General features: G+C 61.8%; 24 protein-coding genes. 11 read left to right on the forward strand and 13 right to left on the reverse strand.

The features are described from left to right. The first annotated feature begins 47 nt into the window (after positions 1–47). From O7A70_RS10115 to rimO, 4 genes are all read left to right on the forward strand, one after another. The gene (locus O7A70_RS10115; RefSeq protein WP_337140267.1) at positions 48–335 is read left to right on the forward strand and encodes a TfoX/Sxy family DNA transformation protein; all 288 of its coding nucleotides are present in this window, start codon (positions 48–50) and stop codon (positions 333–335) included. A 110-nt stretch (positions 336–445) separates the two neighbouring features. Beyond that, positions 446–853, forward strand: coding sequence for a DUF930 domain-containing protein (locus tag O7A70_RS10120; protein ID WP_032935075.1), 408 nt, complete (start codon positions 446–448; stop codon positions 851–853). A 184-nt stretch (positions 854–1,037) separates the two neighbouring features. Continuing rightward, a complete protein-coding gene (locus tag O7A70_RS10125; protein ID WP_140505329.1) occupies positions 1,038–1,724 on the forward strand; it encodes a TerC family protein in 687 nt (228 codons plus the stop codon). A gap of 164 nt (positions 1,725–1,888) precedes the next feature. After that, entirely contained in the window at positions 1,889–3,202 is a 1,314-nt protein-coding gene (rimO, locus tag O7A70_RS10130; RefSeq protein ID WP_027142705.1) for a 30S ribosomal protein S12 methylthiotransferase RimO, read from the forward strand. Positions 3,203–3,275: 73 nt separating this feature from the next. On the opposite strand, the gene O7A70_RS10135 is transcribed toward rimO, so the two are convergent. The 8 genes from O7A70_RS10135 to O7A70_RS10170 form a co-directional block, all read right to left on the reverse strand. After that, the gene (locus O7A70_RS10135; RefSeq protein WP_027142704.1) at positions 3,276–4,343 is read right to left on the reverse strand and encodes a BMP family ABC transporter substrate-binding protein; all 1,068 of its coding nucleotides are present in this window, start codon (positions 4,341–4,343) and stop codon (positions 3,276–3,278) included. Between the two features lie 51 nt (positions 4,344–4,394). Next, positions 4,395–5,315 carry an ABC transporter permease gene (locus tag O7A70_RS10140; RefSeq protein WP_337140268.1) on the reverse strand — a complete coding sequence of 307 codons (921 nt, stop codon included), beginning with the start codon at positions 5,313–5,315 and terminating at the stop codon, positions 4,395–4,397. Next, positions 5,315–6,445, reverse strand: a complete 1,131-nt coding sequence (locus O7A70_RS10145) for an ABC transporter permease (protein ID WP_337140269.1) — start codon at positions 6,443–6,445, stop codon at positions 5,315–5,317. Before O7A70_RS10145 ends, O7A70_RS10140 begins: the two co-directional genes overlap by 1 nt. Further along, positions 6,442–8,019 carry an ABC transporter ATP-binding protein gene (locus tag O7A70_RS10150; protein ID WP_337140270.1) on the reverse strand — a complete coding sequence of 526 codons (1,578 nt, stop codon included), beginning with the start codon at positions 8,017–8,019 and terminating at the stop codon, positions 6,442–6,444. Before O7A70_RS10150 ends, O7A70_RS10145 begins: the two co-directional genes overlap by 4 nt. 216 nt (positions 8,020–8,235) lie before the next feature. Beyond that, positions 8,236–9,213, reverse strand: coding sequence for a quinone oxidoreductase family protein (locus O7A70_RS10155; protein WP_337140271.1), 978 nt, complete (start codon positions 9,211–9,213; stop codon positions 8,236–8,238). A gap of 27 nt (positions 9,214–9,240) precedes the next feature. Continuing rightward, on the reverse strand, positions 9,241–10,059 hold the full coding sequence (pcsA, locus tag O7A70_RS10160) for a phosphatidylcholine synthase (protein WP_337140272.1): 819 nt from the start codon (positions 10,057–10,059) through the stop codon (positions 9,241–9,243). After that, positions 10,056–10,670, reverse strand: a complete 615-nt coding sequence (locus tag O7A70_RS10165) for a DUF1326 domain-containing protein (RefSeq protein ID WP_337140273.1) — start codon at positions 10,668–10,670, stop codon at positions 10,056–10,058. The genes pcsA and O7A70_RS10165 overlap by 4 nt, the downstream gene beginning before the upstream one ends. Before the next feature lie 14 nt (positions 10,671–10,684). Next, entirely contained in the window at positions 10,685–11,572 is an 888-nt protein-coding gene (locus O7A70_RS10170; RefSeq protein WP_337140274.1) for a DUF2182 domain-containing protein, read from the reverse strand. A gap of 113 nt (positions 11,573–11,685) precedes the next feature. Between O7A70_RS10170 and O7A70_RS10175 the strand changes: the two genes are divergently transcribed. Continuing rightward, positions 11,686–12,900 carry a UbiH/UbiF family hydroxylase gene (locus O7A70_RS10175; RefSeq protein ID WP_337140275.1) on the forward strand — a complete coding sequence of 405 codons (1,215 nt, stop codon included), beginning with the start codon at positions 11,686–11,688 and terminating at the stop codon, positions 12,898–12,900. Positions 12,901–13,048: 148 nt separating this feature from the next. Next, a complete protein-coding gene (gene hspQ / locus O7A70_RS10180; RefSeq protein ID WP_027142695.1) occupies positions 13,049–13,372 on the forward strand; it encodes a heat shock protein HspQ in 324 nt (107 codons plus the stop codon). Positions 13,373–13,462: 90 nt separating this feature from the next. Here hspQ and O7A70_RS10185 read toward each other — a convergent pair whose 3' ends face one another. Next, positions 13,463–14,092 carry an invasion associated locus B family protein gene (locus tag O7A70_RS10185; RefSeq protein WP_140812814.1) on the reverse strand — a complete coding sequence of 210 codons (630 nt, stop codon included), beginning with the start codon at positions 14,090–14,092 and terminating at the stop codon, positions 13,463–13,465. Between the two features lie 232 nt (positions 14,093–14,324). Between O7A70_RS10185 and O7A70_RS10190 the strand changes: the two genes are divergently transcribed. Together O7A70_RS10190 and O7A70_RS10195 are read left to right on the forward strand one after the other, a co-directional pair. Next, the gene (locus O7A70_RS10190) at positions 14,325–16,145 is read left to right on the forward strand and encodes an extracellular solute-binding protein (RefSeq protein WP_337140276.1); all 1,821 of its coding nucleotides are present in this window, start codon (positions 14,325–14,327) and stop codon (positions 16,143–16,145) included. A gap of 16 nt (positions 16,146–16,161) precedes the next feature. Continuing rightward, positions 16,162–16,842, forward strand: a complete 681-nt coding sequence (locus tag O7A70_RS10195) for a DsbA family oxidoreductase (RefSeq protein WP_337140277.1) — start codon at positions 16,162–16,164, stop codon at positions 16,840–16,842. 135 nt (positions 16,843–16,977) lie between these two features. Here O7A70_RS10195 and O7A70_RS10200 read toward each other — a convergent pair whose 3' ends face one another. After that, complete coding sequence (locus tag O7A70_RS10200) at positions 16,978–17,331, reverse strand: hypothetical protein (protein ID WP_337140279.1); 354 nt, start codon at positions 17,329–17,331, stop codon at positions 16,978–16,980. Positions 17,332–17,397: 66 nt separating this feature from the next. Here O7A70_RS10200 and O7A70_RS10205 point away from each other — a divergent pair, with 66 nt between their 5' ends. The 3 genes from O7A70_RS10205 (at position 17,398) to O7A70_RS10215 (ending at position 22,317) form a co-directional block, all read left to right on the forward strand. Continuing rightward, positions 17,398–19,290: an ABC transporter ATP-binding protein/permease gene (locus tag O7A70_RS10205; protein WP_027142692.1), complete on the forward strand. Its 1,893-nt coding sequence runs from the start codon at positions 17,398–17,400 to the stop codon at positions 19,288–19,290. Positions 19,291–19,561: 271 nt separating this feature from the next. Beyond that, on the forward strand, positions 19,562–20,926 hold the full coding sequence (gene mgtE, locus O7A70_RS10210; RefSeq protein ID WP_337140280.1) for a magnesium transporter: 1,365 nt from the start codon (positions 19,562–19,564) through the stop codon (positions 20,924–20,926). A gap of 137 nt (positions 20,927–21,063) precedes the next feature. Continuing rightward, positions 21,064–22,317 carry a flavin-containing monooxygenase gene (locus O7A70_RS10215; RefSeq protein WP_337140281.1) on the forward strand — a complete coding sequence of 418 codons (1,254 nt, stop codon included), beginning with the start codon at positions 21,064–21,066 and terminating at the stop codon, positions 22,315–22,317. Positions 22,318–22,422: 105 nt separating this feature from the next. Here the strand turns inward: O7A70_RS10215 and gor are convergent, their stop codons facing one another. The 3 genes from gor to rpiA form a co-directional block, all read right to left on the reverse strand. Continuing rightward, a complete protein-coding gene (gor, locus tag O7A70_RS10220; protein ID WP_337140282.1) occupies positions 22,423–23,817 on the reverse strand; it encodes a glutathione-disulfide reductase in 1,395 nt (464 codons plus the stop codon). Positions 23,818–23,935: 118 nt separating this feature from the next. Then, entirely contained in the window at positions 23,936–24,556 is a 621-nt protein-coding gene (locus tag O7A70_RS10225; protein ID WP_337140283.1) for a DUF2059 domain-containing protein, read from the reverse strand. Continuing rightward, positions 24,543–25,274, reverse strand: coding sequence for a ribose-5-phosphate isomerase RpiA (gene rpiA / locus O7A70_RS10230; RefSeq protein ID WP_337140284.1), 732 nt, complete (start codon positions 25,272–25,274; stop codon positions 24,543–24,545). The genes O7A70_RS10225 and rpiA overlap by 14 nt, the downstream gene beginning before the upstream one ends. Between the last annotated feature and the right edge of the window lie 159 nt (positions 25,275–25,433).

Here is a 25,433-nt window from a genome sequence, read left to right on the forward strand (position 1 = left end):
GGTCAGTTTGAGTGGGATTTGCCGATCGAACCAGGGGATGCATGGTGATGGTGCGCATCCAGGACATGCGAAACCTTGGCCCGGCGATGGCGCGGATGTTGGCGGAAATCGACATTGTGTCCGACGACGATTTGCGCAATCTCGGCTCGGTCGAAGCCTATCATCGCCTGAAGTTTCGATTTGGCCGGCATGTGACGATCCTCGCGCTCTATGCGATGGAAGCTGCATTGTGCGACTGCGATTGGCGGAATCTCGACCAGGACACAAAGGTGTTTCTCCGACAACAGGTTGGCGCCGGCCAAGTCTTGGGGACGGCGTTACTCACGCCTCGCTGATCCGTTGGCCGCGGTCGTCCGACGATGAAACACGACACGGGATTTTGAACGCGCCGACCGCCTGAACACGGGAACCTGCCAGGCCCGTTGGTTGATTTTTCAGACAAAACATGCTGCTAGTCCCGCCCATGAAGACACTATGTATGACGGCCGTGGCGTCCTTGGCCCTGGCTTTTCCGGCCAGCGCCATGGACAGCGCCCTGCGCGCCGGCCTCCTGAAACTCGACCCGCAAACTCGCCTCGAACAGCGTTGCGACGCCGAAATCCTCGACCGCATCTCTCATGACGACCGCAAGTTCAAGGCCGACCGCGTCGTCGCATATGCCTTCGCGACGCCAGAGATGAGCGCCGACGCGATCCGGAGCCCCGGTGCGGCGTTCCGCAGCAAGGGACAATGGTACCGGCTGAAATTCAAATGCCAGACGGGGCCGGACCATATGGACGTTCTCCAGCTCCGCTATCGGATCGGGGATGAGATCCCGGAAGCCGACTGGGCGAAGTACAATCTGTACGATTAGGTTCTCGCGGGCTCGCGCCGGCATCTGGCTGCAGTCGGCGGCTGTTGAGAATCTCGCGTGGTTCCACCGCCACGAAAATGGTTTTCCAGCGTTGTCCGGTGCCGCGACTTGACGCCAGCGGACCATGCCTTTAGGCCCGTTTGGACGATCGACGACGAACACTCGACGAAGGGCTTCCAGGTCGATGGAAATTTTTACCACCGCGGGCTTTTCGGCTCTTCTTCAGGTCATCGCCATCGATCTTGCCCTCGCGGGCGACAATGCCATTGTCATCGGCCTCGCGGCGGCCGGCCTACCGGTCAGCCAACGCAAGCGAGCCATTCTTGTCGGCATCGCGGCTGCCACCGTTCTTCGCATTTTCTTCGCCTTGATCACGCAATGGCTGCTGACCATTGGTCCCATGCTGCTTATCGGTGGCGGCCTGCTTTTGCTGTGGGTTTGCTGGAAGATGTGGCGCGAATTGCGTGTCAGCCACGACGACGAGCGCGACGCCACCGAAGCGCTGTCGAACGGCGACTTCGACAAGGATGGCGTCGTCGGCGGCAAGGGGCCAAGCAAGACCTTCTCGCAGGCCGCCTGGCAGATCGTCATTGCCGACGTCTCGATGTCGCTCGACAATGTCCTTGCCGTGGCGGGAGCGGCCATGAACCATCCGACGGTGCTGATTGTCGGACTGGCGCTGTCGATCGCGTTGATGGGCTTTGCCGCGTCCTTCGTCGCGCGCCTGCTGCACAAATACCGCTGGATTGCCTATGTCGGCCTGGTCATCATCCTCTATGTCGCGGTCAAGATGCTGCTTGATGGGGCCGTGCAGCAATTCCCCGATCATTTCGCTTTTTTGGCACCCTGGTTCGGATCGGGAGGCCACTGAGCCACCCTGATGGCGTGGACCAGCCCATCGACAGGTTTGCTTGATTGCTGAACCCGTGCTATTGCGCCGCGCGTATTGGCTCCGGCCATGCCCACAGACCGACATTTACAGCGACTTGAGGCCGGGGCACCGTTTCGGCCCGTGCCCCCATTGGAAACTTGCCTATGTCCGCCCCTCGCGTCAGTTTCGTCAGCCTTGGATGCCCGAAGGCGCTCGTGGATTCCGAGCGCATCATCACGCGTCTGCGGGCCGAGGGCTACGAGATCGCCCGCAAGCATGACGGCGCCGATCTCGTTGTCGTCAATACCTGTGGTTTCCTCGATTCCGCCCGCGACGAGTCGCTCAACGCCATCGGCTCCGCGCTTTCGGAAAACGGCAGGGTCATCGTCACCGGCTGTCTGGGCGCCGAGCCGGACGTGATCCGCGAGAAGCACCCCAACGTGCTGGCGATCACCGGGCCGCAGGCCTATGAGAGCGTGATGGCCGCCGTCCATGAGGCTGCCCCTCCCTCGCACGATCCCTACATCGACCTCTTGCCGCCGCAGGGCGTCAAGCTGACGCCGCGCCACTATGCCTATTTGAAGATTTCGGAAGGCTGCAACAACCGTTGCACCTTCTGCATCATCCCGGCACTTCGCGGAGATCTCGTTTCGCGGCCGGCGGCCGATGTGCTGCGGGAAGCCGAAAAACTGGCCAAGGCCGGCGTCAAGGAACTCCTCGTCATCTCGCAGGACACCAGCGCCTACGGCATCGACATCAAATACCAGACGTCGATGTTCGGCGACCGCGAAGTGCGGGCGAAATTCCTCGATCTGTCGGAGGAGCTGGGCAAGCTCGGCATCTGGGTTCGCATGCATTATGTCTACCCTTATCCGCATGTCGCCGACGTCATCCCGCTGATGGCCGAGGGAAAAATCCTTCCCTATCTGGATATCCCCTTCCAACATGCCTCGCCGCAGGTGCTGAAGAACATGCGCAGGCCCGCCCACGGCGAAAAGACGCTTGAGCGCATTCGCGGCTGGCGCGACGTGTGCCCGGATCTCGCCATCCGCTCGACCTTCATCGTCGGCTTCCCCGGCGAAACGGACGACGATTTCGAGATGCTGCTCGATTGGCTGGATGAAGCGAAAATCGATCGCGCCGGCTGCTTCAAATACGAGCCGGTCAGAGGCGCCCGTTCCAACGACCTTGGGCTCGAGCAGGTTCCGCAGGAGATCAAGGAAGCGCGCTGGCATCGCTTCATGCAGCGCCAGCAGAAGATCTCGGCGACGCAGCTTGCCAGGAAGGTCGGCAAACGGCTGCCGGTGCTGATCGACGAAGCGCACGGGAACTCGGCAAAGGGCCGCACCAAATATGACGCGCCTGAGATCGACGGCTCGGTCCACATCCAGTCGCGCCGGCCGTTGCGCGCCGGCGATATCGTCACCGTCAAGGTCGAGCGCGCCGACGCCTATGATCTCTACGGTTCGGCCGTCTGACCCTTCCTCGCTTTTCCGACAGATGAAAAGGGCGCCTCGCGGCGCCCTCTCAGGATCCGAAATGATCCGCCGCTTATTGCGGCAGCTTGTCGTCGACGCCCTTGACGTAGAAATTCATACCGAGCAGCGTCCCGTCGTCGGCGACCTCGCCGTCCTTCAGCCATGCCGAGCCGTCCTGCTTGGCGATCGGTCCGGTGAAGGGGTTCCAGCCGCCGGCGATCTTCTTTTCGGTGGCTTCGGCCATCGCCTTCACGTCGTCGGGCATGTTGGTGTAGGGCGCGAGCTTGACCGCGCCGTCCTTGATGCCGAGCCAGACATTGTCCGGCTTCCAGGAGCCGTCGATGGCTGCCTGCACGCGGCTGATATAATAAGGGCCCCACTCGTCGGTCAGCGAGGTCAGCTGCGCGTTCGGCGCGAACTTGATCATGTCGGACGATTGGCCGAAGCCGTGCAGCTTGCGCTCTTCGGCCACCTGCAGGGCAGCGGTCGAGTCGGTGTGCTGGACGATGATGTCGGCGCCCTGGTCGAACAGCGCCTTGGCGGCGTCGGCTTCCTTGCCCGGATCGAACCACGAGTTCACCCAGACGATCTTGGCCTTGAAGTTCGGATTGATCGATTGCGCGCCGAGCATGAAGGAGTTGATGCCCATCACCACTTCCGGGATCGGGAAGGAGACGATGTAGCCGGCGACGCCGGACTTCGATTCCTTGGCGGCGATCTGGCCGAGCACGTAGCGGCCTTCATAGAAGCGCGCATTGTAGATGCCGAGATTGTCCCCGGTCTTGTAGCCGGTGGCGTGCTCGAACATCACCTTGGGAAACTTCTTGGCGACCTTCACTTCGGCGTCCATGAAACCGAACGAGGTGCCGAAAATGATCTTGCAGCCTTCGCGCGCCAGACGCTCGAAGGCACGGTCGGCGTCGGGGCCTTCGGAGACGTTTTCCAGATAGGCGGTTTCGACCTTGTCGCCGAGCGCCTTCTCGACCTCGAGGCGCCCCTGGTCGTGCTGGTAGGAATAGCCGAAATCGCCGATCGGGCCGGTATAGACCCAGCAGGCCTTCAACTTGTCAGCGGCCTCTGCTGACGCGGCCAGCGACAAAGCCGCTGTCGTCGTCATCAGGGCAATAAGCAGTTTTTTCATTGTGTTACCTCTCTGTGTTAAGCCTTGGAGCTTCCCGTCTTTTTGTTGTTGTCAACGATCCGGAACGAATGGCTGCCCCAGGGAGGCCGGCGTGTTCATCATCGTCAGACGCTTGTTGCGCGAGATTAGAACGAGAACCACGACCGTTGCCAGATAGGGCAGAGAAGAAAGCATTTGCGAGGGCACCGGAATGCCAAAAGCCTGTGCATGAAGCTGGCCGATCCAGACCGCGCCGAAGATGTAGGCGCCGGCCAGCACCCGCCACGGCCGCCAGGATGCGAACACCACCAGTGCGAGCGCGATCCAGCCGCGGCCGGCGGACATGTTCTCGACCCACTGCGGCGTATAGACCAGCGACAGATGCCCGCCGGCAAGACCGGCGCAGGCACCGCCGAAGATGACCGCCAGGTAGCGGTAGCGGATGACCTTGATGCCGAGCGCATGCGCTGATGTGTGGCTGTCGCCGATCGAACGCAGCGTCAGCCCGGTACGCGTCTTGAACAGAAACCACATTACCGCGGCCGTCAGCGCGACTGAAATGTAGAACACAGGATCCTGGCCAAAGAGCAGCCTGCCCACGACCGGAATCGAGCTGAGGCCGGGAATGTCGAGGTTGGGCAGCCTGACGCCAGGCTGGCCGACGAAGCGCGTTCCCATCATGCCGGAAAGGCCGAGACCAAGCAGTGTCAGTGACAGGCCGGTCGCCACCTGGTTGGTGGCCAGCGACAGCGTCATGACCGCAAACAGCAGGGAGAAAAGCGCTCCCACGGCGATCGCCGCCAGGAGGCCGATCCAGGGCGATCCGGTTAGGTAGCCGGCTCCGAAGCCGCCGACGGCGCCCATGACCATCATGCCTTCGACACCGAGATTGAGCACGCCAGAGCGTTCGACCACCAATTCGCCGATGGCGGCGATCAAAAGCGGCGTCGCCGCCGTTGCGATGGTCAGGAGGATGTTGACGGTAATGTCCATCAGCGGGCTTCCTTCAACTTTGGCGCGGCTTCGAGCTTCGCGGGGGCTTCCTGTTTGGTCAGCGCCAGGCCGATCAATCGGATGCGGTAATGAATGAGCGTGTCGCAACCGAGCACGAAGAACAGCAGCATGCCCTGGAACACCCTCGCCACCTTGTCGGAAATGCCGAGCGCGCTTTGCACCGCCTCGCCGCCGAGATAGGTCAGCGCCAGAACCAGACCCGCGGCGACGATGCCGAGCGGATTGAGGCGGCCAAGGAAGGCCACGATGATGGCGGTGAAGCCATAGCCGGGCGAAATCACGGGCTGCAGTTGCCCAATGGCACCCGAGACTTCCGAGATGCCGGCAAGGCCGGCCAGCGCGCCCGACAGCAGGAAGGCGAAGAACACCATGCGGTTCAGGCCGAAGCCGGCGAACCGCCCTGCCCTCGGACTGGAGCCCAGCACGCGGATCTCGAAACCCTTGAGCATGCGGCCCATCAGGATCCAGATCAGCACCGCCGCAACCAGGGCGAAGACGAAGCCCCAATTGGCTCGCCCGGCATCGGGCATCAGCTCCGGCAGCACGGCCGAGTCGCCGAACTGGATCGTCTGCGGAAAGCCGTGTCCCTGCGGATCGCGCCAGGGACCGCGCACCAGCCAGTCGAGGAACAGCTGCCCGACATAGACCAGCATCAGGCTGGTCAGGATCTCGTTGGTATTGAACCGGGTCTTCAGCAAGGCCGGGATCGCCGCGTAGGCCGCACCGCCGACCATGCCGAGCAGAAGCATCAGCGGCAGCACCAGCAGGCCTTCGAATTGCGGAAACAGCACGGGAATGATGGAACCGAAGATTGCGCCGAAGATGAACTGGCCTTCGGCGCCGATGTTCCAGATGTTGGCCTTGTAGCAGACCGACAGGCCGACAGCGATCAGGATCAGCGGCGCGGCCTTGATTGCCAGCTCATGCAATTGCCAGACCTGGCTGATCGGCTCGATGAAATAGATCTTGAATGCGTTGAGCGGGTTGACGCCGAGCAGCGCGAACATAATGGCTCCGGCGATGATGGTCAGCGCGAAGGCGATGAACGGCGACAGCATCGAAAACAGCGCCGAGCGCTGCGGGCGTTTGACGAGTTCGAGGCGCATCATGCCGTCTCCAGCGTGTGTTCGGCGTGGCCGGGTTCGGCGCCGCCCATCAACAGGCCGACCTTCTCGAAAGTCGCTTCGGCGATCGGCATCGGCCTGGACAATTCGCCATTGTGCATGACCGCGATCGCGTCCGATATCTCGAACAGCTCGTCCAGATCCTGGCTGATCACCAGTACGGCCGATCCGCTGCGAGAGAGCTCGATCAAGGCCTGGCGGATGTGGGCGGCGGCACCGGCGTCGACGCCCCATGTCGGCTGGTTCACCACCATGACGCTTGGCCGGCGGTCGAGTTCGCGGCCGACGATGAATTTCTGCAGATTGCCGCCCGAAAGTGCCGCCGCTTCGGGATCCGGCGCGCTTTTGCGCACATCCATCGCCTCGATGATGCGTTGCGAAGCGGCGTAGACGGCGCCGCTCCTGACCATGCCACCGGTGCCGACAAAGGCCTTGCCGTCCGTGGCATGGCGCGACAGCAGGAGGTTTTCCGACAGTTTCATGCGCGGCGCGGCACCGTGGCCGAGACGCTCCTCCGGCACGAAGGCAGCCCCCAGCAGGCGCCGCCCGGTAATGGTGAGGCCGCCGGCGTCCTTGCCACGTATGCGCACCGAGGCGGCATCCTGCTGCAAAACCTCGCCGGAGACGGATTCGAAGAACTCGCCCTGGCCGTTGCCGGCGACGCCGGCAATGCCGATCACCTCGCCGGCGCGGACATTGAGGCTGACGTTCCTGAGCGGAATGGAAAACGGCGTTGCCGGCTTGCGGTTGAGGCCGCGGATTTCGAGCAGCGGCTGCGCGGTTTCGATCCCCTCGACCGGCGCCCGCACCACGGCCTGCACCTCGCTGCCGACCATCATGCGGGCGAGCGATGAAGCGGTCTGCTCGCGCGGATTGCAGTGACCGACCACCTTGCCGTGCCGCAGCACCGTGGCGCGGTCGCAGATGCGTTTGACCTCTTCGAGCCGGTGCGAAATGTAGAGGATCGATTTGCCTTCCGCCCGTAGCCGCTCCAGCGTCTCGAACAGCTTGTCGGCCTCCTGTGGCGTCAGCACCGATGTAGGCTCGTCCAGGATGATGAGTTGTGGCGTCTGCAGCAGGCAGCGGATGATCTCGATGCGCTGGCGCTCACCGACCGAAAGGTCACCGACCAGCGATTCCGGATCGAGCGGCAGGCCGTAGCTGTAGGAAAGCGCCCTCGCCTTGGCCGCGATGCTGCTGATCGGCGAGCCGTCATCCAGCGACAGCGCGATGTTCTCGGCAGCCGTCAGCGCCTCGAACAGCGAAAAATGCTGGAACACCATGCCGATGCCGAGCTTCTTGGCGGCGCCAGGGTCGATGATCCGCACCGCCTGGCCATTCCAGAAAATCTCGCCCGAATTGGGCTCCAGCGAGCCGAACAGCATCTTGACCAGCGTCGACTTGCCGGCGCCGTTCTCGCCGAGCAAAGCGTGGATTTCACCTTTGGCGATGTTGAGGTCGATATGGTCGCACGCTGTCAGCGTGCCGAATATCTTGGTCAGGCCACGAACCTCAAGCAGGTTCGCCCCATCATGATTTGCACTCACAGTGCCTCCCATCCGGATTACCGGACATGTTCTGTGTTCCCGCAAGCATCGTATGCGCGGCCGGCTCTCGTGCGAAAGCAGCACGCAACTTGAAAGAGCTTCAAGAATTTCAGCGGAAACTCAAGGGTAAAGATTAGCCCTTCTCGCACAAGGATACGGCTGGCCGGCTTTTCGTGCAAACCATGCCCGCCGCTGCGGCAGGACGCTGAAAACCCAGGCAGACTGTCGTCAGGGAACCAGGACGGTCGTGCCTGTCGTTCTGCGTCCTTCAAGATCCTGATGTGCCTTGCCGGCGTCCTTCAGCGCATAACGCTGATTGATCTTGATCTCGACAGCACCGCTGAGCACGACCTCGAACAGTGCCGCGGCGGAGGCGTCGAGGTCCTCGCGTTTGGCATTGTAGACGAACAGCGTCGGCCTCGTGGCAAACAGCGAGCCCTTCTGCGCCAGCAGCGACATCGAAAACGGCGGGATGGGTCCGGAAGACTGCCCGAAGCTGACGAACATACCGAGCGGTTTGAGGCAGTCGAGCGAGGCCGGAAATGTGTCGTTGCCCACGGAATCATAGACGACGTCGCATTTCCTGCCGCCGGTGATCGCGTCGACGCCGGCGACGAAATCCTGCTCCTTGTAGTTAATGACGTAATCGAAACCGTGTGCCTTGGCCAGTTCGATCTTGTCGGCAGAGCTGGCGGTGCCGATGACCGTCGCCCCGAGATGCTTCGCCCACTGGCCCAGAATGAGCCCGACGCCGCCGGCCGCTGCATGAAACAGGATCGTGTCGCCTGCCTTCACCTTGAAGGTTCGGCGCAGCAGATATTCCGCGGTCATGCCCTTCAGCATCATGGCGGCCGCCTGTTCGTCGCTGATGCCGTCCGGCACCTTGACGACCTTGCTGGCATCGATGACGCGCTCTTGCGCATAAGCGCCCGTCGTCACGGCATAGGCAATCCGGTCGCCGGGCTTCAGCCAGTCGACGTCCTTGCCGACTTCCAGCACCATGCCGGCGGCTTCGCTGCCCGGAATGAGCGGAAACCCTCCGGGCGGCGGATAGAGGCCCGAGCGATGATAGACATCGATGAAGTTGAGACCGATCGCGGTATGCCTGATCAGGATCTGGCCCGAACCCGGCTGGCCGGGATCGGCGTCTTCATAGGTCAGGACTTCCGGGCCGCCATTGGCATGGATGCGGATCGCTTTGGACATGGACGGGATTCCTTGAAAAGCGGCTGGTCAGGGCTTTTTGGCGCCGAGGTTTGGAAAGAACTGCATGAGGCCACCAATGGTTGCAAGGTAGAGCCCGGTAACGGTAATGCCGATCTTGGTGAAGGTGCCGACCTGCTCGCCCAGCACGCCGATCTGATCGTAGAAAGCGGCGAGCGCCGCCTGCGCGAGCGCAAGCGCGCCAAAGGCGCACCACAACAGTGTCATGCCGAGATTGATCGGCCGCAGCCGCTCCACCCGCACCGGATGGATGAAGTTTATCGGGACAAAAGTCAGAATACCGGCCACCACGACCACCGCGAACGAAACCCATTGTCCGGGTTCGATGACGAATAGAGTGAACACCACCATGTTCCAGACCACGGGGAATCCCTTGAAGAAGTTCTCCTTCGTCTTCATGCCGGTGTCGGCATAGTAGATCGCGCTCGACACGACGATGATGGCGGCCGAAAGGAACGAGAGGCCTTCGCCCATGAAGCCCCGTTGGTAGAGCGCGAAGGCCGGGATCAGCACGTAGGTCACATAGTCGATAATATTGTCGAGGAGTTCGCCGGACCAGGTCGGCAGGATTTCCTTGACCTCCAGCTTTCGGGCGATCGGCCCATCGATGCCATCGACGAACAGCGCCAGTCCGAGCCACCAGAACATGGCCGTCCAGCGCTCCTCGCTCGCCGCGACCAGCGACAGGAAAGCCAGGAACGAACCGGAGGCGGTCAGCAGATGCACCGAAAACGCGCGCGCCTGCGGCCAGGTTACCTTCTTCTTCGGTCGCGGAATCCGCTCGGTGATCTTCTCGGCGATTTTCCGGGCCTTTGTGGTCTTTCTCACGGGCCCCGCCAATCCAGCTTGCAGATTTCGGCCGAGCGGCCGGCGAAATTCCAATTGCGGCCAAAGGCGCGCATCTTGCTCTTGTCGGACCTCGCCACGATGATCTCCGGCGCGATCCAGTATTCGGAATTCGTGATCACCGTATCCTTCTCGCGGTCCTTGCCCGCGATTGGCGTGACCGCCCCGTCGATGATCTTCGGTATCTGGAAAATACGCGTCTTGTCCCGCATCTCGTAGGTAATCGGCACCTGTTCGACGCCCAGGAATTTACCGACGAGGATCGAGAGCAGCGACGTCGTCCCGCCGGCCTTGCCGGTGAAGATCTTGGTCAATGCCTTGACCGCGTAGACCGAGGCTCTGATATCGATGAACAGGCCCGCGGTCCAGTTGCCGCGGCTCATGTAACCGGGGATTTCCATGATCAACCCGAGATTGAGGCCGGAGAGGTCGACCTCGCCGAAATGCCCGGCGTCGATACGAAAACCCGCCCAGGTCTGGCAATAGCCCTCGGTCGGAGGATGGCTGCCAAGCGACAGCACGCAAGGACAAAAAACCGTGCAATTGCAGGAGAGTACGAGCTCTCCTTTCATTGCCCAGCTTTGATCTGCCATCGAATTTCCCCCCGTCATAGCGAGACTACTAGCAGCGCGGCTGCCCAGACAAGCAGTATCGCACCAGCCAGCCGGGTTGGAAGGCTGCCCGTCGTCTGTTTTTCAATCAGGGTGAACACACCGATCAGCGCCATCCAGAAGACATTCATCACGCCCACGGCGAACATCACCAGCATCAATGCCCAGCAACATCCCAGGCACCAGATGCCTTGCGCGGCGCCGAGCCGGAAGACGCGGAGGGTCTCGGCACTCCAGTTCGAAAACAGGATCGAGAACGGGTTCCGGCATTTCGTCAGGCAGGCTTCCTTGAGGCCGCTGAACTGGTAGAGGCCAGCAACCAGCAAGGCGAGCCCACCAGCAACGCCAAGCACCGGATCGAATATCTTTCCGGAGGCGGCGAATGCGTGGACGGCAAGTGTCAGTGCCGCAAACAACATCGAGGCGGCAAGCCAGACGTAGAGATAGCCGGCAACCAGCACCAGCGGATGGACGACTGACTCCCCTTTGATCCGCGCCGTATCGGCGATCTCGCAATAAATGCGGATCATTGGTGCCGCGGATGGCAGCATCGCGGCGATCGCCATGAGAAACCACATGAGGATGAGCGCCAAGGTATGCGGGCCGATGCTTGCGTCGAGCGGCGCTGGTGAAAGGCAGAGCGCGAAGAACCGTTCGAGGAAGGCCGGTAACGGCAGTTGCGGCAAATTACGCAACAAAGCAGCGCCTGGCGCGCTGATCTGGGCGTCGGCGCTGCGAATCGCCATCGCGGCAAGCAGCAGCCAAGCCAGTGCGATGCTTGCACCGACGACGACGTTGACCGTCAAGCGCGGGTTGCGCGCGACGTTTGCCGTGGCGCGCCCGGCACGATCGAGGTGGCTGAAATCATCCTGTTGGCCGGCCATTCCACTCGAATGGGCCGAATCGCCGCGTTGATCAAGCCGCATGATCTGCCCTATATGCGTCTCTTGACTGGCAGGTCTGATGGCCGCCTCGCACAGCAAGCCGGAAACCGATCTTGGAGCATCAGGAAACAGCGCGGATACTGATCGCAGGCACGGGGCCGGCGGGATTGATCGCCGCCCTTGGCTTCGCCGATGCCGGTTTTCCGGTGACGATTGCCGGGCCCGAGGTTTCGGCTCCCGATGGCCGTACCACGGCGCTCATGACGCCTGCGCTGAAAGTGCTCGAACGGCTGGGCGTGCTCCAGGACATCGAGCCCAAGGCCGCACCCTTGAAGGTGATGCGCATTGTCGATGCGACCGGCCGGCTGATCCGCAGTCCCGTCGTCACTTTCCGCGCCAGCGAGATCGACGAGGAACAGTTCGGCCTGAACCTGCCCAACAGCGTCCTTGGACCCGCGCTTGCCGGCAAGGTGGCCGCGCATTCCGGGATCGAATGGCGCAGATCGATGGTGAAAGCCTGGCATCTCGGCGGCGACAAAGCTCATGCCGCGCTGGCTGACGGCAGCGATATCGATGCATCCCTTGCGGTCGCTGCCGACGGTCGCCTGTCGCCGGCCCGCGAGGCCGCGGGCATCTCGACGGCGGCGCGCGCCTACCCCCAGGCGGCGCTCGTCCTCAATTTTGGCCACGGCCGCGAACATGGCTTCACCTCGACGGAGTTCCATACCGAGACTGGCCCGTTCACGCAGGTTCCGCTGCCGGGCAATCGCTCCAGCCTTGTCTGGGTGGTCAAGCCCGAGACCGCCAAGGAGCTTGCCGCGTTGGACGACGCAACGCTCTCGCTGCGGATCGAACGAAAGATGCAGTCGATGCTCGGCCGAGTAACCGTGGAGCCGGGCCGCCAGATTTATCCATTATCGACGGTGACTCCTCTGCGTTTCGCGGCGCGACGGGTGGCGCTTGTCGGTGAAGCCGCGCACGTCTTCCCGCCGATCGGTGCGCAAGGCCTCAACTTAGGCATCAGGGATATCGACGATCTAATTGGAATCGCAACGGAAAATCGCGGAGATCCCGGCGCTGCCGAGGCCCTTGCAGCCTACGATTTCAAACGCCGGCCTGACATCCTCGCGCGGAGCAGCGCGGTCAATCTGCTCAACGTGTCGCTTCTTTCCGATATATTGCCGGCGCAGATGGCGCGTGGCGTCGGTCTCGGCGTGCTTGGTGGTTTTGCACCGCTTCGCGCCTTTTTCATGCGCGAAGGGCTGCGTCCCGGCAGCGGCTTTGCGGCCCTTGCGGGCGGCCTGCGGAAGCCGACGCGGCAGCGGTAGCGATTTTGAGGACTTTGCCGCGGTATCGCGACGTTCATCCAAAACCTTTGTTGCGCATTCCGCGTATTTTGAAGGCGCTCAGACGCTCGGGATTGAATTGATGCGGAGTCTGCGCCAAATAAAGTCAAGGAATTCAGTGGTGAGTACGATGAAAACGGCCAAATTCGCGATCGGACAGGTGGTTCGCCACCGGCTGTTCCCGTTCCGAGGCATTATTTTCGACGTCGATCCGCAATTCGCCAACACCGACGAATGGTACGAAGCCATCCCCGCCGACGTGCGGCCGCGCAAGGACCAGCCGTTCTACCACCTGCTCGCCGAGAATTCAGAAACCGAATACATCGCCTATGTCTCAGAGCAGAATCTGCTCGAGGATCAGTCGGGAGAACCCGTCCGCCATCCGCAGATCAAGGAAATGTTCGACAAGAAGCCGGATGGGCGCTACGCGCCAAAACGGCAGTCCAGGCATTGACTTCCGGCATACTGAGACTGAGACGGACAGAAATGAAAAAGCGGGGCATGACCCCGCTTTTTTTTGACTCGATAATGACCCGATGGTGGATCAGTTCGCGGTCTTCGCCTTGTCCTGCTCGTCCTTGAGCTTCTTGGCGAAGTCCTGGTTGTTCTTGGCGACGAAGTCCTGGAGCTTCTTCTGCCGGTCCTCGATGTCCGATTGCTGCAGCGGGGGGCCGTCATAGGCGCCGCTGAAGCCCTGCAGCGCGATCTTGATCGGGTTGGCCTGGTTCTGGAAATTGATCGAGGTCAGCGTGATCCCCTGACCCTTCTTGAACGAGGCGACGAGCTGGTCGGTCAGCGGCACTTCGGCCACGCAACGATCCGGGAAGCAGATGACATAGTCGAGCTTCTGCGCCTTGCCGGCGTCGATCTGCAGGCCGATGCCGGGAGGCACGAGGCGACCGGTCGGGACCGTCACCTGGAATACCTTGCGGTTCACCTTGCCCTTGAGCTCGATCAGGCTGACGCCGGTGACGAGCTGGCCATTGCCGGCGGTGACGATGTTCTGGACATTGCAGATGTCGACATCTTCCTGCTTGGTGCAGGCCTTGAACCAGCCCTGCGGAATCTGCGGCTGCTGCTGCGCGGAAGCAGAGGGAAGTCCTGCGCCGAGAAAGCCAACCACGCCTGCGGCCATGACCGACAGGCGGTACGCGTTGCTGTTCAGGCTCGTCATGTCGTGTACTTCCTCTCAATGATCCCGGGACCGGCTTCTTCGTGCCGTGTGGTCCAGCTACCTGTTGCCAAAATGAGGCAACAGAATGACTTCGGACGGCGTGTTACACTGCAAGCGGCGTCGAATCCAGCCCGCCCACTTGTAATTCTTGACGACGCCATTGGCCGCCACGCAGTTGCCCCATGCTAGGGTGCGGACCGAATCATCAAGCCGACCTGTTAAGGAGACGGTCATGGGCCGCGTTCTTGTTTGGCTGGTCACCGCACTATCGTTTTTCACCCTGTCGTCGCCACCGGCGCTGTCGGAGCCGAAATACGCGATTGCGATGCAGGGCGAACCGGCCCTGCCACCGGACTACACCCATTTCAGCTACGTCAATCCCGACGCTCCGAAGGGTGGCAGCATCACTTATTGCGTCGTCGGCAGCTTCGACAATCTGAACCCTTTCATCCTGAAAAGCCTGCGCACGACGGCGCGCGGCATGATGGACACGATCTTCGGCAATCTGGTCTTCGAGCCGCTGATGCAGCGCAGTGCCGACGAGGCTTTTACCCTCTACGGGCTTTTGGCCGACACCGCCGACATGGACCCCGAGCGCAAGAGCATCGAGTTCCATCTCAACGCGAATGCCAAATGGTCGGATGGTCAGCCGGTGACGCCGGAAGACGTGCTGTTCACTTACGATGCCTATACGCAGAAAGGCCGCCCACCCTACAGCGACCGCATGGCCAGGATCGCCAAGCTCGAAAAAACCGGCGACCATAGCGTGCGCTTCACCTTCAACGACAAGGCCGATCGTGAGTTTCCCCTGATCATCGCGCTGACGCCGATCATCCCCAAGCACGCTTTCGACATCGACACTTTCGACAGAACGACGCTGAAGCCGTTGATCGGCAGCGGTCCCTACAGGATCGCGCAGGTGACGCCCGGCCAGCGCATCGTCTTCAAGCGCAACCCCGATTACTGGGGCAAGGACATTCCCGCCAAACGGGGTTTCGACAATTACGACCAGATCACCATCGAGTATTTTCTCAACGCCAACGCCAAGCTCGAGGCCTTCAAGAAGGGGCTTTGCGCCATCGACGACGACGGCGATCCGGTGAAACGCGAGCGCGATCTCGACTTTCCCGCCTTCCATAGGGGTGACGTGGTTTCTGAAACCTTCGACACCGGCATTCCGCCCGTCGTGACCGGTTTTCTGTTCAACACGAGGTTGCCGAAGTTTTCCAACCCGGTGGTTCGGCGCGCGCTCGGCATGCTTTATGATTTCGAATGGGCCAACAAAAATCTGTTCGGCGGCAAGTACACCCGCACGATGAGCTATTGGCAGAATTCCGAGCTTTCCGCGCTCGGCCATCCGGCTGACGACAGGGAAAAGGCGCTTCTGGCGCCCTACCCCGGCCGCGTGCCGGCCGACGTCATGGACGGTACCTGGAAACCGCCGGTGACAGACGGTTCGGGCCAGGACCGCAAGGTGCTGAAGACCGCTTTCGACCTTCTGAAAAGCATCGGCTACCACGTGAACAATGGCACGATGATCGATCCCGATGGCAAACCTTTTGGTTTCGAGATCCTGACCGCCTCGCAGGACGAAGAGCGTCTGGCCGGCATCTACCAGCGCACATTGGAGAAGATCGGCATCAACGTCAGCATCCGCAGCCTCGATGGCGACCAGATCCAGTCGCGCAAGCAGCGTTTCGATTTCGAAGCCCTGATCGGCTCCAGCGGCTTCAACAATTCGTTGTCCCCTGGCATCGAACAGATCGGGCGCTGGTCGTCCGCCGCGGCCAGGACCGAAGGATCGTTCAATCTCGCCGGCGTCGCCGATCCGGCGATCGATGCCGCCATCGACGCAATGCTGCGAGCCCGTTCGAAGGAGGATTATGTCGCGGCGGTTCGCGTTCTCGACCGGCTGCTGATCTCCGGCAATTATATGGTGCCGATGCAATACAACACGCAGCAATGGCTTGCTTACTGGAATTATCTGGAACATCCGCGAAAGACGCCCATATTCGGTTACCAGTTGCCGACCTGGTGGCGCAAACCGAACTGAAAATCCGGAGATAGAGATGAGCGAAGTGAACGCCATAACCGTCGATGTGGTGTCGGACGTCGTCTGCCCGTGGTGCTTCATCGGCCAGAAGCGGCTGGACAAGGCGGTTGCCGCGGCCGGAGATGTCGAAGTGCATATACGCTGGCGGCCGTTCCAGCTCGATCCCACTATCCCGCCGCAAGGCAAGGACCGCCGCGACTACATGCTGGCCAAGTTCGGCAGCGATGAGCGCATTCGCGAGATTCATGCCCGCATCGAGCCGCTTGGCGAGGCCGAGGGCATTTCCTTTGCTTTCGACGCCATAAAGGTGGCGCCCAATACACTCGACGCGCATCGGTTGATCCGCTGGGCCGGTGCCGCCGGCGAGGACGTTCAGAACCGGCTGGTGCGCCGCCTGTTCCAGCTGAATTTCGAGGAAGGCGTCAACATCGGCGACCATACGGTGCTGGTCGAAGCTGCCCGCGAGGCCGGCATGGACGCCTCGGTTGTTGAAACGCTCTTGCCGAGCGACGCCGATGTCGAAGCGGTTCGCACGGAAATCACCACCGCTTCGCGCATGGGTATCACAGGCGTGCCATGCTTCCTGCTCGAGGGTAAATATGCCGTGATGGGCGCACAGGACGCGGACACGTTGGCTGATGCGATCCGTCAGGTCGCGGCGGCCAAGGCGCGTGGTGAATTGGAAAAGGCCGACTGAGGCCAGCAGACGCCACTTCGCCGCCATTTTGGCCTTGCTGATGAGAGAACCAGCCACCGTTGGCGCGCTGGTGCGGATCAACCCCTTGGTTGATGACGGGACAGGCGAGTTTGGCGACGTCGCTGCGGCAAGGAATCAGACATTGAGGGCGGCGTATTTCGGGAATTCTGGCCAGGCCCAGTAAGAAAATCCCCCGCCCCACACGACTTTTGAGTCACAAAGCCGTGTACGAAGCTTCCCCAAGGGAAGATCTGCCGCAGCCACGGCCATGGTGCCTAAATGACTGAAATACATTGAAATTTTCTGACCATCATCCACGGTTTTGATGTCAATTCGATCTTCAATCTGTTGCCTCAGGGCAACGGCCGCGGCGGCTTTCTGGTCTGCCCGGTTTAAAATTAATGGAAAATGATCAATTGGTGTTACCATCCGTAACAAAACAAAAAAGGTTTGGGCGGGATCGTGATTCGGATCGGCAGACGATCGCAAGAGTCAGTACCGGATGGACTACACCGCGACGCCGCAGGGCAGTCGCATTTGACGCCGGTATCCTCGATGCGCAATTTCTGGGGGCTCATGCGAGCCTACTGGGTCTCGGACCGCTGGAAGGAAGCTTGGACGCTGACGCTGGTGATCGCGCTGCTCACCGCGCTGTCCAGCAAGGCCAGCGTCTGGTTCGCCATGGCTTCGGGCGAATTGGTGAATTCAATTGCCTTCCTGCACGACGCCGCCAACACCCGTCCGCTGGAGACAATCCTGACCAACGCCGGCGTGCTGGTGCTGCTCGTCCTGCTCAAGGATGCCGGCTTCACCGGTATTCGCAATCTCGTCTCGGCAACCTTGCACCGCAAATGGCGTGGCTGGCTGAATGACAAATTCAACCAGGCCTTGCTCGACGGCAACCATACTCATTTCCATGCTCAACATGGTTCCGCGGACGGCGGCATCGTTGCGCCCGACAATGTCGACCAGCGCATCCAGGAATCGATCAAGGACATGACCGGCGGCGCGATCGGCCTCGCCATGGGCGTGCTGGGGCTGGCGACTTCGCTCTACTTTATCGGCCAGAACCTGCTGCAGTCGTCAGTGGAGGTCAAAGGACTGGAGTTTCTTGGCAGCTATGGCAGCGCTGTTCTGGCCCTCCTCGCGGTTGCCACTTACGTGCCCCTCAACACTTGGATCGCGGTCAAGCTCGGCAGCCTGCTGGAACGTCTTAATATTCGCATGCAGAAGGCCGAGGGAAGCTATCGCAGCGAACTGACGACATTTCTGCGCCGCAGCTTCCATGTCGCCGCCTCACATGGCGAGGGCGTGCAGAAAATGATGCACGATCGGCTCTATGTCGACATCGATCGCACCTGGGGACGGCTGAATGTCGTCAACACCAGCTATATGTCGTTCGAGTTGATCTATAATTTCATCGGCGCCCGTATTGTAGCCTATGCTCCTGGCCTGGTGCCGTTCATCCACAGCCGCCTGGACTATAAAGGTTACATCACCGGCTCCGAAATGGTGGGCCAACTCATCAGCCAGTGTTCGTGGTTCATCCATGTCATGCCCGCCATCGCCACGCTTCGCGCAAACAGCCAGCGTGTGACGGAGCTCGCCAACGCGATCGAGAATGTCCAGCACCCACAGGAATTCTACAGCCAGAGCGGCCGTTCCGACTTCCACTACGCCAGCCAGAATCCGGTTTTCGGCCTGACCATCCAGAAGCTGGAGCTGGCGCATCAGGGCGAGGACGCGACGCCATTCCTCAGCTCCGCCAACCTGCGCTTCCGGCGCGGCGAATGGACCTTCCTGAAGGGCGAATCCGGTTGCGGCAAGACCTCGCTGATCAAGGCGATCAACGGTTTGTGGCCCTACGGTCGCGGCACTATCGTCTTCCCCGAGGGCGTGAAGAGTTTTTATGCCGCCCAGGAGGTCAAGCTGCCGCAGGTGTCGCTGAAGCAGCTGGTCTGCCTGCCCGGCTCCGAACGCGATCATGGCGATGCCCAGGTCGCGTCGGCGCTGCACAAGGCTGGCCTTGGCGATTTCATCGAACACATGGCCAATGAAAGCCGCGAGGGCAAAAGCTGGGATCAGGTCCTGTCGGGCGGCCAGAAACAGAAGCTGGTGGTGGCTCGTATCATACTGCAGCAGCCGGGACTGTTGTTCCTCGACGAGGCGACCGGTGCTCTCGACCCTGACGGCAAGATTGCCTTCCACCAGGCCATCAAGGACAACTGCCCGGATGTGACGGTGATCAGTGTCATGCACGAAGCCGTGGCGCCGAGATCGGCTGCCGGCACCGAGTTCTACCACTCGATGGTGCTGATTGCCGACGGTGTCGCCACGAAGAAACCACTCGCCCCGAGCCTGCCTCTCGAACTCACCACGATCCTGGCCCAGCCAAGGCCGGTCGAGGACAAATGGACGCGGTTCTCGCGCCGGCTGAAGCAGAAATAACGACGACGTCACCGGGACTTACCGCGTTGAACGGCACACGGTGATCACAGTCTCGCGATCGGCACCGTTCGGCACAGTTTTCCTTCGTCACCGTGATTGACTCGGCAAGGCGCGCTCCTATGTTGCGCCGGCTTGCAGACAATCAAAAACGAACCCGCAAGCGGAAAGGTCACCGCGCCATGCCTGGCGACAGTCACAGTCGAACGCAACCGCCGTCCGCCTAGACGTGACCTGAATGGTTCATGTCCTGCCGGACGGCAAGGAGTGAACCATGAACGATTTTTCCCCGGTAGCGGGCGACGAGGCCGTCGCCATCGCCCGCATCCTTGCCAATGACCACGTCGCCGACGTTGTCGAGGCGCTCAATCATGAATCGCGCGAAACCGCGACGGAGCTGCTTTGCGCCGTACCCTTCGAACGGCTGGTCGAGATTTTCGATCAGCCTGAGCTTGAGGGCGCGCCCGAACTGGCGGAGGCCCTGCCCCGTCCCAAGGCGAGCAAGCTGCTCACCGCCATGTCGGTCGACCGCGCGGCCGACATCCTGCGCGAGCTCGAAGAGTCGGCACGCTCCGAACTACTCGGCGCATTGGCGCCGCCGCTGCGCGCGACCCTGCTTTCCATTCTGGGCTATCCTGAAGGCAGCGCCGCCTCGATCATGACGACGGAGTTCGTCAGCGTTCCCTCCGACTGGACCGTCCGGCGCACGCTCGATTACATCCGCAAGGTCGAGCGGACGCGCGAGACCGTCTATGCAATCTACATCGTCGATCCGCAAACACACCTCCTGGTGCGGTCGACGGGCTTGCGTCGGCTCATCACCGGTGAGCCGGACGACTCGATCCTGTCGGTGGCGCCCGACCGCATGCCGGTGACGGTCAGCCCGCTGACCGACCGCGAAAACCTGGCGCAGACGATCTCCAAATACGATCTGCTCGCCGTTCCGGTCGTCGACCACGGCAAGATCCTTGGCATCGTCACCATCGACGACATCATCGACACGATGATCGAGGAGACCACGGAGGACGTGCATCGCTTCGGCGGCATGGAGGCTCTGGACGAGCCGTATATGAAGATGAGCTTCCTCGCCATGATCAAGAAGCGTGGCGGCTGGCTCTGCGCGCTGTTCATCAGCGAGATGCTGACGGCCAATGCGATGCAAAGCTATGAGGGCGAGCTGGAGAAAGCGATCGTGCTGACGCTGTTCATCCCGCTGATCATGAGCTCCGGCGGCAATTCCGGCTCGCAGGCGACCTCGCTGGTCATCCGAGCGCTGGCGCTGCGCGAGATCGGCCTGCGCGACTGGTGGCGGGTGGCGTTGCGCGAATTGCCTACCGGTCTCGTGCTCGGCGCCATGCTCGGCGTGGTCGGGGTCTGCCGCATCGCGCTCTGGCAATATATGGGCTTCTACGACTATGGCCCGCACTGGCCGCTGATCGCCACGACTGTCGGCGCCGCACTGGTCGGCATCGTCACCTTCGGCTCGCTGTCGGGGTCGATGCTGCCTTTCGCGCTGAAACGGGTCGGTTTCGACCCAGCCAGCGCATCCGCGCCGTTCGTCGCCACGCTGGTCGATGTCACTGGACTGGTGATCTATTTCTCGGTGGCGCTGGTCATCCTGCGCGGCACTCTGCTGTAGCGCAACCGATGGCTTGCCCGTTGTGGCATCTGCCGTGCCAGTCGGACGGACATCGGCGACACTGGACTCATTGCCATCAACAAGGCTTAATGCCGCGGGGATGGTTGGGGACGCCGATCTTGAGATCATCGCGGCAAATGAATGATAGTGTCGATGTTCTCGATGCTGTCGTCGTCGGGGCCGGCTGGGCGGGCCTCGGTGTCAGCTATTGGCTGGCACGAAAGGGCCTGCGCCATAGCATCCTGGAGCGGGGTCGCATAGGAGAGACCTGGCGCACGCAGCGGTGGGATCGCTTTCGCATGAACACGCCCAACGTGCAGACCGTCATGCCAGGCGACCGCTACGAGGGTGCGGATCCGTATGGTGTCCTCTCCCGCGACCAGTTCGTCGCTCTTCTTGAGCACTTCGCCGGGAGAAATGGGCTGCCAATCGAATCGGATACGGAGGTGAGCGAACTCACGCAGGAGAATGGCGCCTATCGGCTGACCACCTCGCACGGCACGCTTCGAGCGCGCAACGTGATCGTCGCGAGCGGCAACCTGAATTGTCCGGTGCGCCCGATCTCGTCAGATGCGTTGCCGCCTGACATTCACCAGATAGACGCGTCCGGCTATCGCAGCGCTGCCGATCTGCCCGACGGAGCGGTGTTGGTGGTCGGAAGCGGTCAATCAGGCGCCCAGATCGCGGAGGAACTGGCGGAAGCGGGCCGGACGGTGTTCCTTGCGACCAGTCGCGTCGGGCGGCTCCCACGGCGCTATCGGGGGCGCGACGTCATGATCTGGCTCGAGGAAAGCGGATTTCTCGACGTCCGGCGAGAGGAGGTCATTCGGCTTGCGGGGCGCATCCCACCGCGTGGTGTGCTCGGGTCGGAGCACACGATAAGCCTTCAGGCGCTCGCCGCCCAGGGTATTGTGCTTCTCGGGCGCTTGACCGGCGTTTCGGATGGCGGCCGCCTCTCGTTCGCCGACGATGTCGAAGCAAATGTTCGCTTTGGGGATGAAGCCTCCGACAATGCCAAACGCTATATCGACGATTATATTGGCCGAGCCGGGATCGACGCAGCTGTGTCGGACCCCGACCCGACGGAGACGGTCGCGTGGCGTCAGCGGGATCCCGTCATAGATTCGCTCGATCTCTCCCGGTCCGGCATCACCAACGTGGTGTGGTGCACAGGATTCAAGGGCGATTTCAGCTATGTGAGACTTCCTGATGCGCTCGACGCTGCCGGACAGCCCGTTCACACGGATGGCGTGGGCGTCCTGCCGGGCCTCTACTTCGCCGGACTGGATTTCGCCTCCACACGCAAGTCAGGCATCATATTGGCGATCGCCGAGGAAGCACCTCGCCTTGTCGAACTCATCGTAGCGCGTTCGTGGTCGCCTTTGGCATAGTCGAGAAGCTCCTCCCCGTCAGCGCCGGGAATTAGGCTGAGAGGTCCGCTTTGCGCATCACCACCAGTGTACGTCTCACTCCGGGCGGAGTTCTTGATTTTGCCGTCAGTCGATGCGTTCGCCGTCCTTCACGCGGTAGGTCGGCTTGTACATGGTGACGAGCTCTTCTGCCGCGGTCGGATGCACGGCCATGGTGCGGTCGAAATCATCCTTGGTCAGCCCCGCTTTCAGGGGGATGCCGAGCAACTGTGCCATTTCCCCGGCATCCGGCCCCAGTATGTGGGCGCCGAGAACCTTGCGCGAAGCGCCGTCGACGACCAGCTTGATCAGCATCTTTTCGTCACGGCCCGACAGCGTGTGCCGCATCGGCCGGAAGCTGGCGCGGTAGATTTCGATATCGGCGAAGCGCTTGACGGCGTCGTCTTCCGATAGGCCGACCGTGCCGATTTCGGGTTGCGAGAAGACGGCGGTCGCGATCGTGTCGTGGTCGGGCGCCGTCGGATTTTCCTTGAACGCCGTCTCGACGAAGCACATGGCTTCGTGGATCGCCACCGGCGTCAGCTGTACGCCGTTGGTGACATCGCCAATCGCCCAGATATTGTCGATGTTGGTGCGGGAATACCGGTCGACCTTGATCGCACCGGTCGCGGCGGCCATCTCGATGCCTATGCCCTCCAGGCCCATATTCTCGCTGTTGGGGATGCGGCCGATGGCCAGCATCACCTGGTCGACCGTCAGCACCTGCCCGCTGATGAGCTGCGCGTCGAGCCGCCCGTCCGGCCGCCTGCTGACCGATTCGGAGACGGAATGGCAAAGGATTTTTATCCCCTTCTTTTCCATCGTCTCATGCAGCGTGCGCCGCAGGTCCATGTCGAAGCGGCCAAGAATTTCCTTGCCGCGATAGACCAGCGTGGTGTCGACGCCGAGCCCGTGAAAGATGTTGGCGAACTCGACCGCGATATAGCCGCCGCCCTCGATCATGATCGTCTTCGGCAGTTCCTTGAGGTCGAAAGCCTCATTGGAGAAGATGCAGTGTTCGTGGCCGGGCAGTGCCGGATGCGCCGCCGGACGGCCGCCGGTGGCGATCAGGATCTGATCGGCGGTGACGGTGCGGTCCTCGCTCAGGAGATGGATCACGTGCGGGTCGACGATCATCGCCCGCGAATGAAAGGTCTCGCCGCCCGAACCCTCGACGTTTTTCTTGTAGATCGACTCCAGGCGGCTGATCTCGCGGTCCTTGTTAGCGACCAGCGTCTGCCAGTCGAATCTGGCTTCCGGCACCGTCCAGCCGTAGCCGGCGGCGTCGGCGAAATGCTCGGGAAATTGGGAGGCATAGACATAGAGCTTTTTCGGCACGCAGCCCCTGATGACGCAGGTGCCGCCAAAACGGTATTCTTCGGCGATGCCGACGCGCTTGCCGAGCGCTGCCGCGACCCGTGCCGCCCTCACCCCGCCGGAGCCTCCGCCGATGACGAAGAGGTCGTAATCATAACCGGCCATGAAGCGGCTCCTTGAACGCCAAAAATGTGAGTGACAGGTAGGCCGCAAACCACCAAAAGAAAAGCCCGGACAGGCCGGGCTTTACAGATGGCCGCAAGGCCGCGTTTGAAATGCAGGATCAGTTCTGCGTGTCGTCGGCAGGAGCCGAACCGTCCGCGGGTGCGGCGCCATCCGCCGGGGCGGCATTGTCGGCCGGAGCGGCGCCATCGGCGGGCGCGGGCGCAGCCGGCGCCTTCGCTTTTGCCGCCGCCGCCAGCGTTTCGCCGACCTGCTGGGCAAGATCGCGAGCTACGCCGTTCTGCCAGATGTCGGCGGCCTTGACGAGGTCGCGCGTCACGGTCGGGCCGCTGTCGAGCAGCTTCTTGCCGGACTCGGAGCTGTAGAAGGCCGCGATGTCGGTGAGTTCCTTTTCGGAAAACACTTTCGCATAGGCAAGAGCCGCTTCCTTCTCGAGATCCGCGCGGCGCGAGGCCATCGCCAGTGCCTTCTCGTTGATCGTCTTGCCGATCAGCTCCTGCATGTCAGGGTTCTTCTGGATGAGCTGCGATTCGAGCGCCGCGGCGGCCTGCGGCAGGATGCTGTCGAACGGGTCGGTCGCGTGGATCGCGGCAACCGCGGCGCGTGCGGCCTTCAGATGCGATTCCGTGACGTCCTGCGCGAAGACAGGCGAGGAGAACGCGATGACGGCCGAAGCCGCCACAAGGACGGAAAGACGGCGAACCCGGTTATGCAACATCATGATCGGTAGAACTCCCTGGTTTTCGGGCGGCATGGACAGTTTGGATACCGTCGCCGCCGGCGATGATGGCCGCTGACGCCAGCCCGATGAAAAGACCGTGCTCGACCACGCCAGGAATGGCGTGGAGAGCATTCGAAAGCGCTCTTGTATCCGGAATGCGGCCAAAAGATGCATCGAGGATAAAATGGCCGCCGTCTGTAACAAAAGGCTGGCCTCCCGTCATCCTCAATGTCACCGGACCGGAAAGGCCGAGACTTCCAGCCGCCACCGCCACGGCGATCTCGGTCGCGCGCAGGCCGAACCGGTTGACTTCGACCGGAAGAGGAAACCTGCCGAGCGTCTCGACCATCTTCGAACGGTCGGCGATGACGATCATGCGCTGCGAGGCCGCGGCCACGATCTTCTCACGCAGCAGCGCACCGCCGCCGCCCTTGATCAATGTCAGCTCCGGGTCGACTTCGTCGGCGCCGTCAACGGTGAGATCGAGTTCGGGCGTTTCCTCCAGCGTCGACAGCGGCACGCCGAGTTCGCGGCACAGCGCAGCGGTGCGTTCCGAGGTTGGTACGCCTGTTATGGTCATGCCGGAGGCAACCTTGTCGGCGAGCAGCCGCACGAACTCGTCGGCAGTGGTGCCGGTGCCGATGCCGAGCCGCATGCCGTCGGTGACATGGGCAAGGGCCGCCCGCGCGGCCTCGACCTTCAATTGCCTCGCATCCATGCCGTTTGCTGCCCCGAAACCTAATGCATGCCGCCCAAAAGTGACCTCGGTTTTGGGAAACGACATGCATGAAACAAAGACCCAAAGCACGCCGCGGAGAGTCCGTTTCGACGCAACGCGCTTTAGCGTTTCGGGCTCCTAGCACTTTTGCCGGCCGGG

Source organism: Mesorhizobium sp. Cs1299R1N1, from assembly GCF_037179655.1.
GTDB classification, from domain to species: Bacteria; Pseudomonadota; Alphaproteobacteria; order Rhizobiales; family Rhizobiaceae; genus Mesorhizobium; species Mesorhizobium salmacidum.

Bases quoted from the DNA above. Each gene is read 5' to 3' on its own strand.
- O7A70_RS10115 (WP_337140267.1), top strand. From the start codon at position 48: ATGGTGCGCATCCAGGACATGCGAAACCTTGGCCCGGCGATGGCGCGG.
- O7A70_RS10120 (WP_032935075.1), top strand. From the start codon at position 446: ATGCTGCTAGTCCCGCCCATGAAGACACTATGTATGACGGCCGTGGCG.
- O7A70_RS10125 (WP_140505329.1), top strand. From the start codon at position 1,038: ATGGAAATTTTTACCACCGCGGGCTTTTCGGCTCTTCTTCAGGTCATC.
- rimO (WP_027142705.1), top strand. From the start codon at position 1,889: ATGTCCGCCCCTCGCGTCAGTTTCGTCAGCCTTGGATGCCCGAAGGCG.
- O7A70_RS10135 (WP_027142704.1), bottom strand. From the start codon at position 4,343: ATGAAAAAACTGCTTATTGCCCTGATGACGACGACAGCGGCTTTGTCG.
- O7A70_RS10140 (WP_337140268.1), bottom strand. From the start codon at position 5,315: ATGGACATTACCGTCAACATCCTCCTGACCATCGCAACGGCGGCGACG.
- O7A70_RS10145 (WP_337140269.1), bottom strand. From the start codon at position 6,445: ATGATGCGCCTCGAACTCGTCAAACGCCCGCAGCGCTCGGCGCTGTTT.
- O7A70_RS10150 (WP_337140270.1), bottom strand. From the start codon at position 8,019: ATGGGAGGCACTGTGAGTGCAAATCATGATGGGGCGAACCTGCTTGAG.
- O7A70_RS10155 (WP_337140271.1), bottom strand. From the start codon at position 9,213: ATGTCCAAAGCGATCCGCATCCATGCCAATGGCGGCCCGGAAGTCCTG.
- O7A70_RS10165 (WP_337140273.1), bottom strand. From the start codon at position 10,670: ATGGCAGATCAAAGCTGGGCAATGAAAGGAGAGCTCGTACTCTCCTGC.
- O7A70_RS10170 (WP_337140274.1), bottom strand. From the start codon at position 11,572: ATGGCCGGCCAACAGGATGATTTCAGCCACCTCGATCGTGCCGGGCGC.
- hspQ (WP_027142695.1), top strand. From the start codon at position 13,049: ATGAAAACGGCCAAATTCGCGATCGGACAGGTGGTTCGCCACCGGCTG.
- O7A70_RS10185 (WP_140812814.1), bottom strand. From the start codon at position 14,092: ATGACGAGCCTGAACAGCAACGCGTACCGCCTGTCGGTCATGGCCGCA.
- O7A70_RS10190 (WP_337140276.1), top strand. From the start codon at position 14,325: ATGGGCCGCGTTCTTGTTTGGCTGGTCACCGCACTATCGTTTTTCACC.
- O7A70_RS10195 (WP_337140277.1), top strand. From the start codon at position 16,162: ATGAGCGAAGTGAACGCCATAACCGTCGATGTGGTGTCGGACGTCGTC.
- O7A70_RS10205 (WP_027142692.1), top strand. From the start codon at position 17,398: ATGCGCAATTTCTGGGGGCTCATGCGAGCCTACTGGGTCTCGGACCGC.
- mgtE (WP_337140280.1), top strand. From the start codon at position 19,562: ATGAACGATTTTTCCCCGGTAGCGGGCGACGAGGCCGTCGCCATCGCC.
- O7A70_RS10215 (WP_337140281.1), top strand. From the start codon at position 21,064: ATGAATGATAGTGTCGATGTTCTCGATGCTGTCGTCGTCGGGGCCGGC.
- gor (WP_337140282.1), bottom strand. From the start codon at position 23,817: ATGGCCGGTTATGATTACGACCTCTTCGTCATCGGCGGAGGCTCCGGC.
- O7A70_RS10225 (WP_337140283.1), bottom strand. From the start codon at position 24,556: ATGATGTTGCATAACCGGGTTCGCCGTCTTTCCGTCCTTGTGGCGGCT.
- rpiA (WP_337140284.1), bottom strand. From the start codon at position 25,274: ATGGATGCGAGGCAATTGAAGGTCGAGGCCGCGCGGGCGGCCCTTGCC.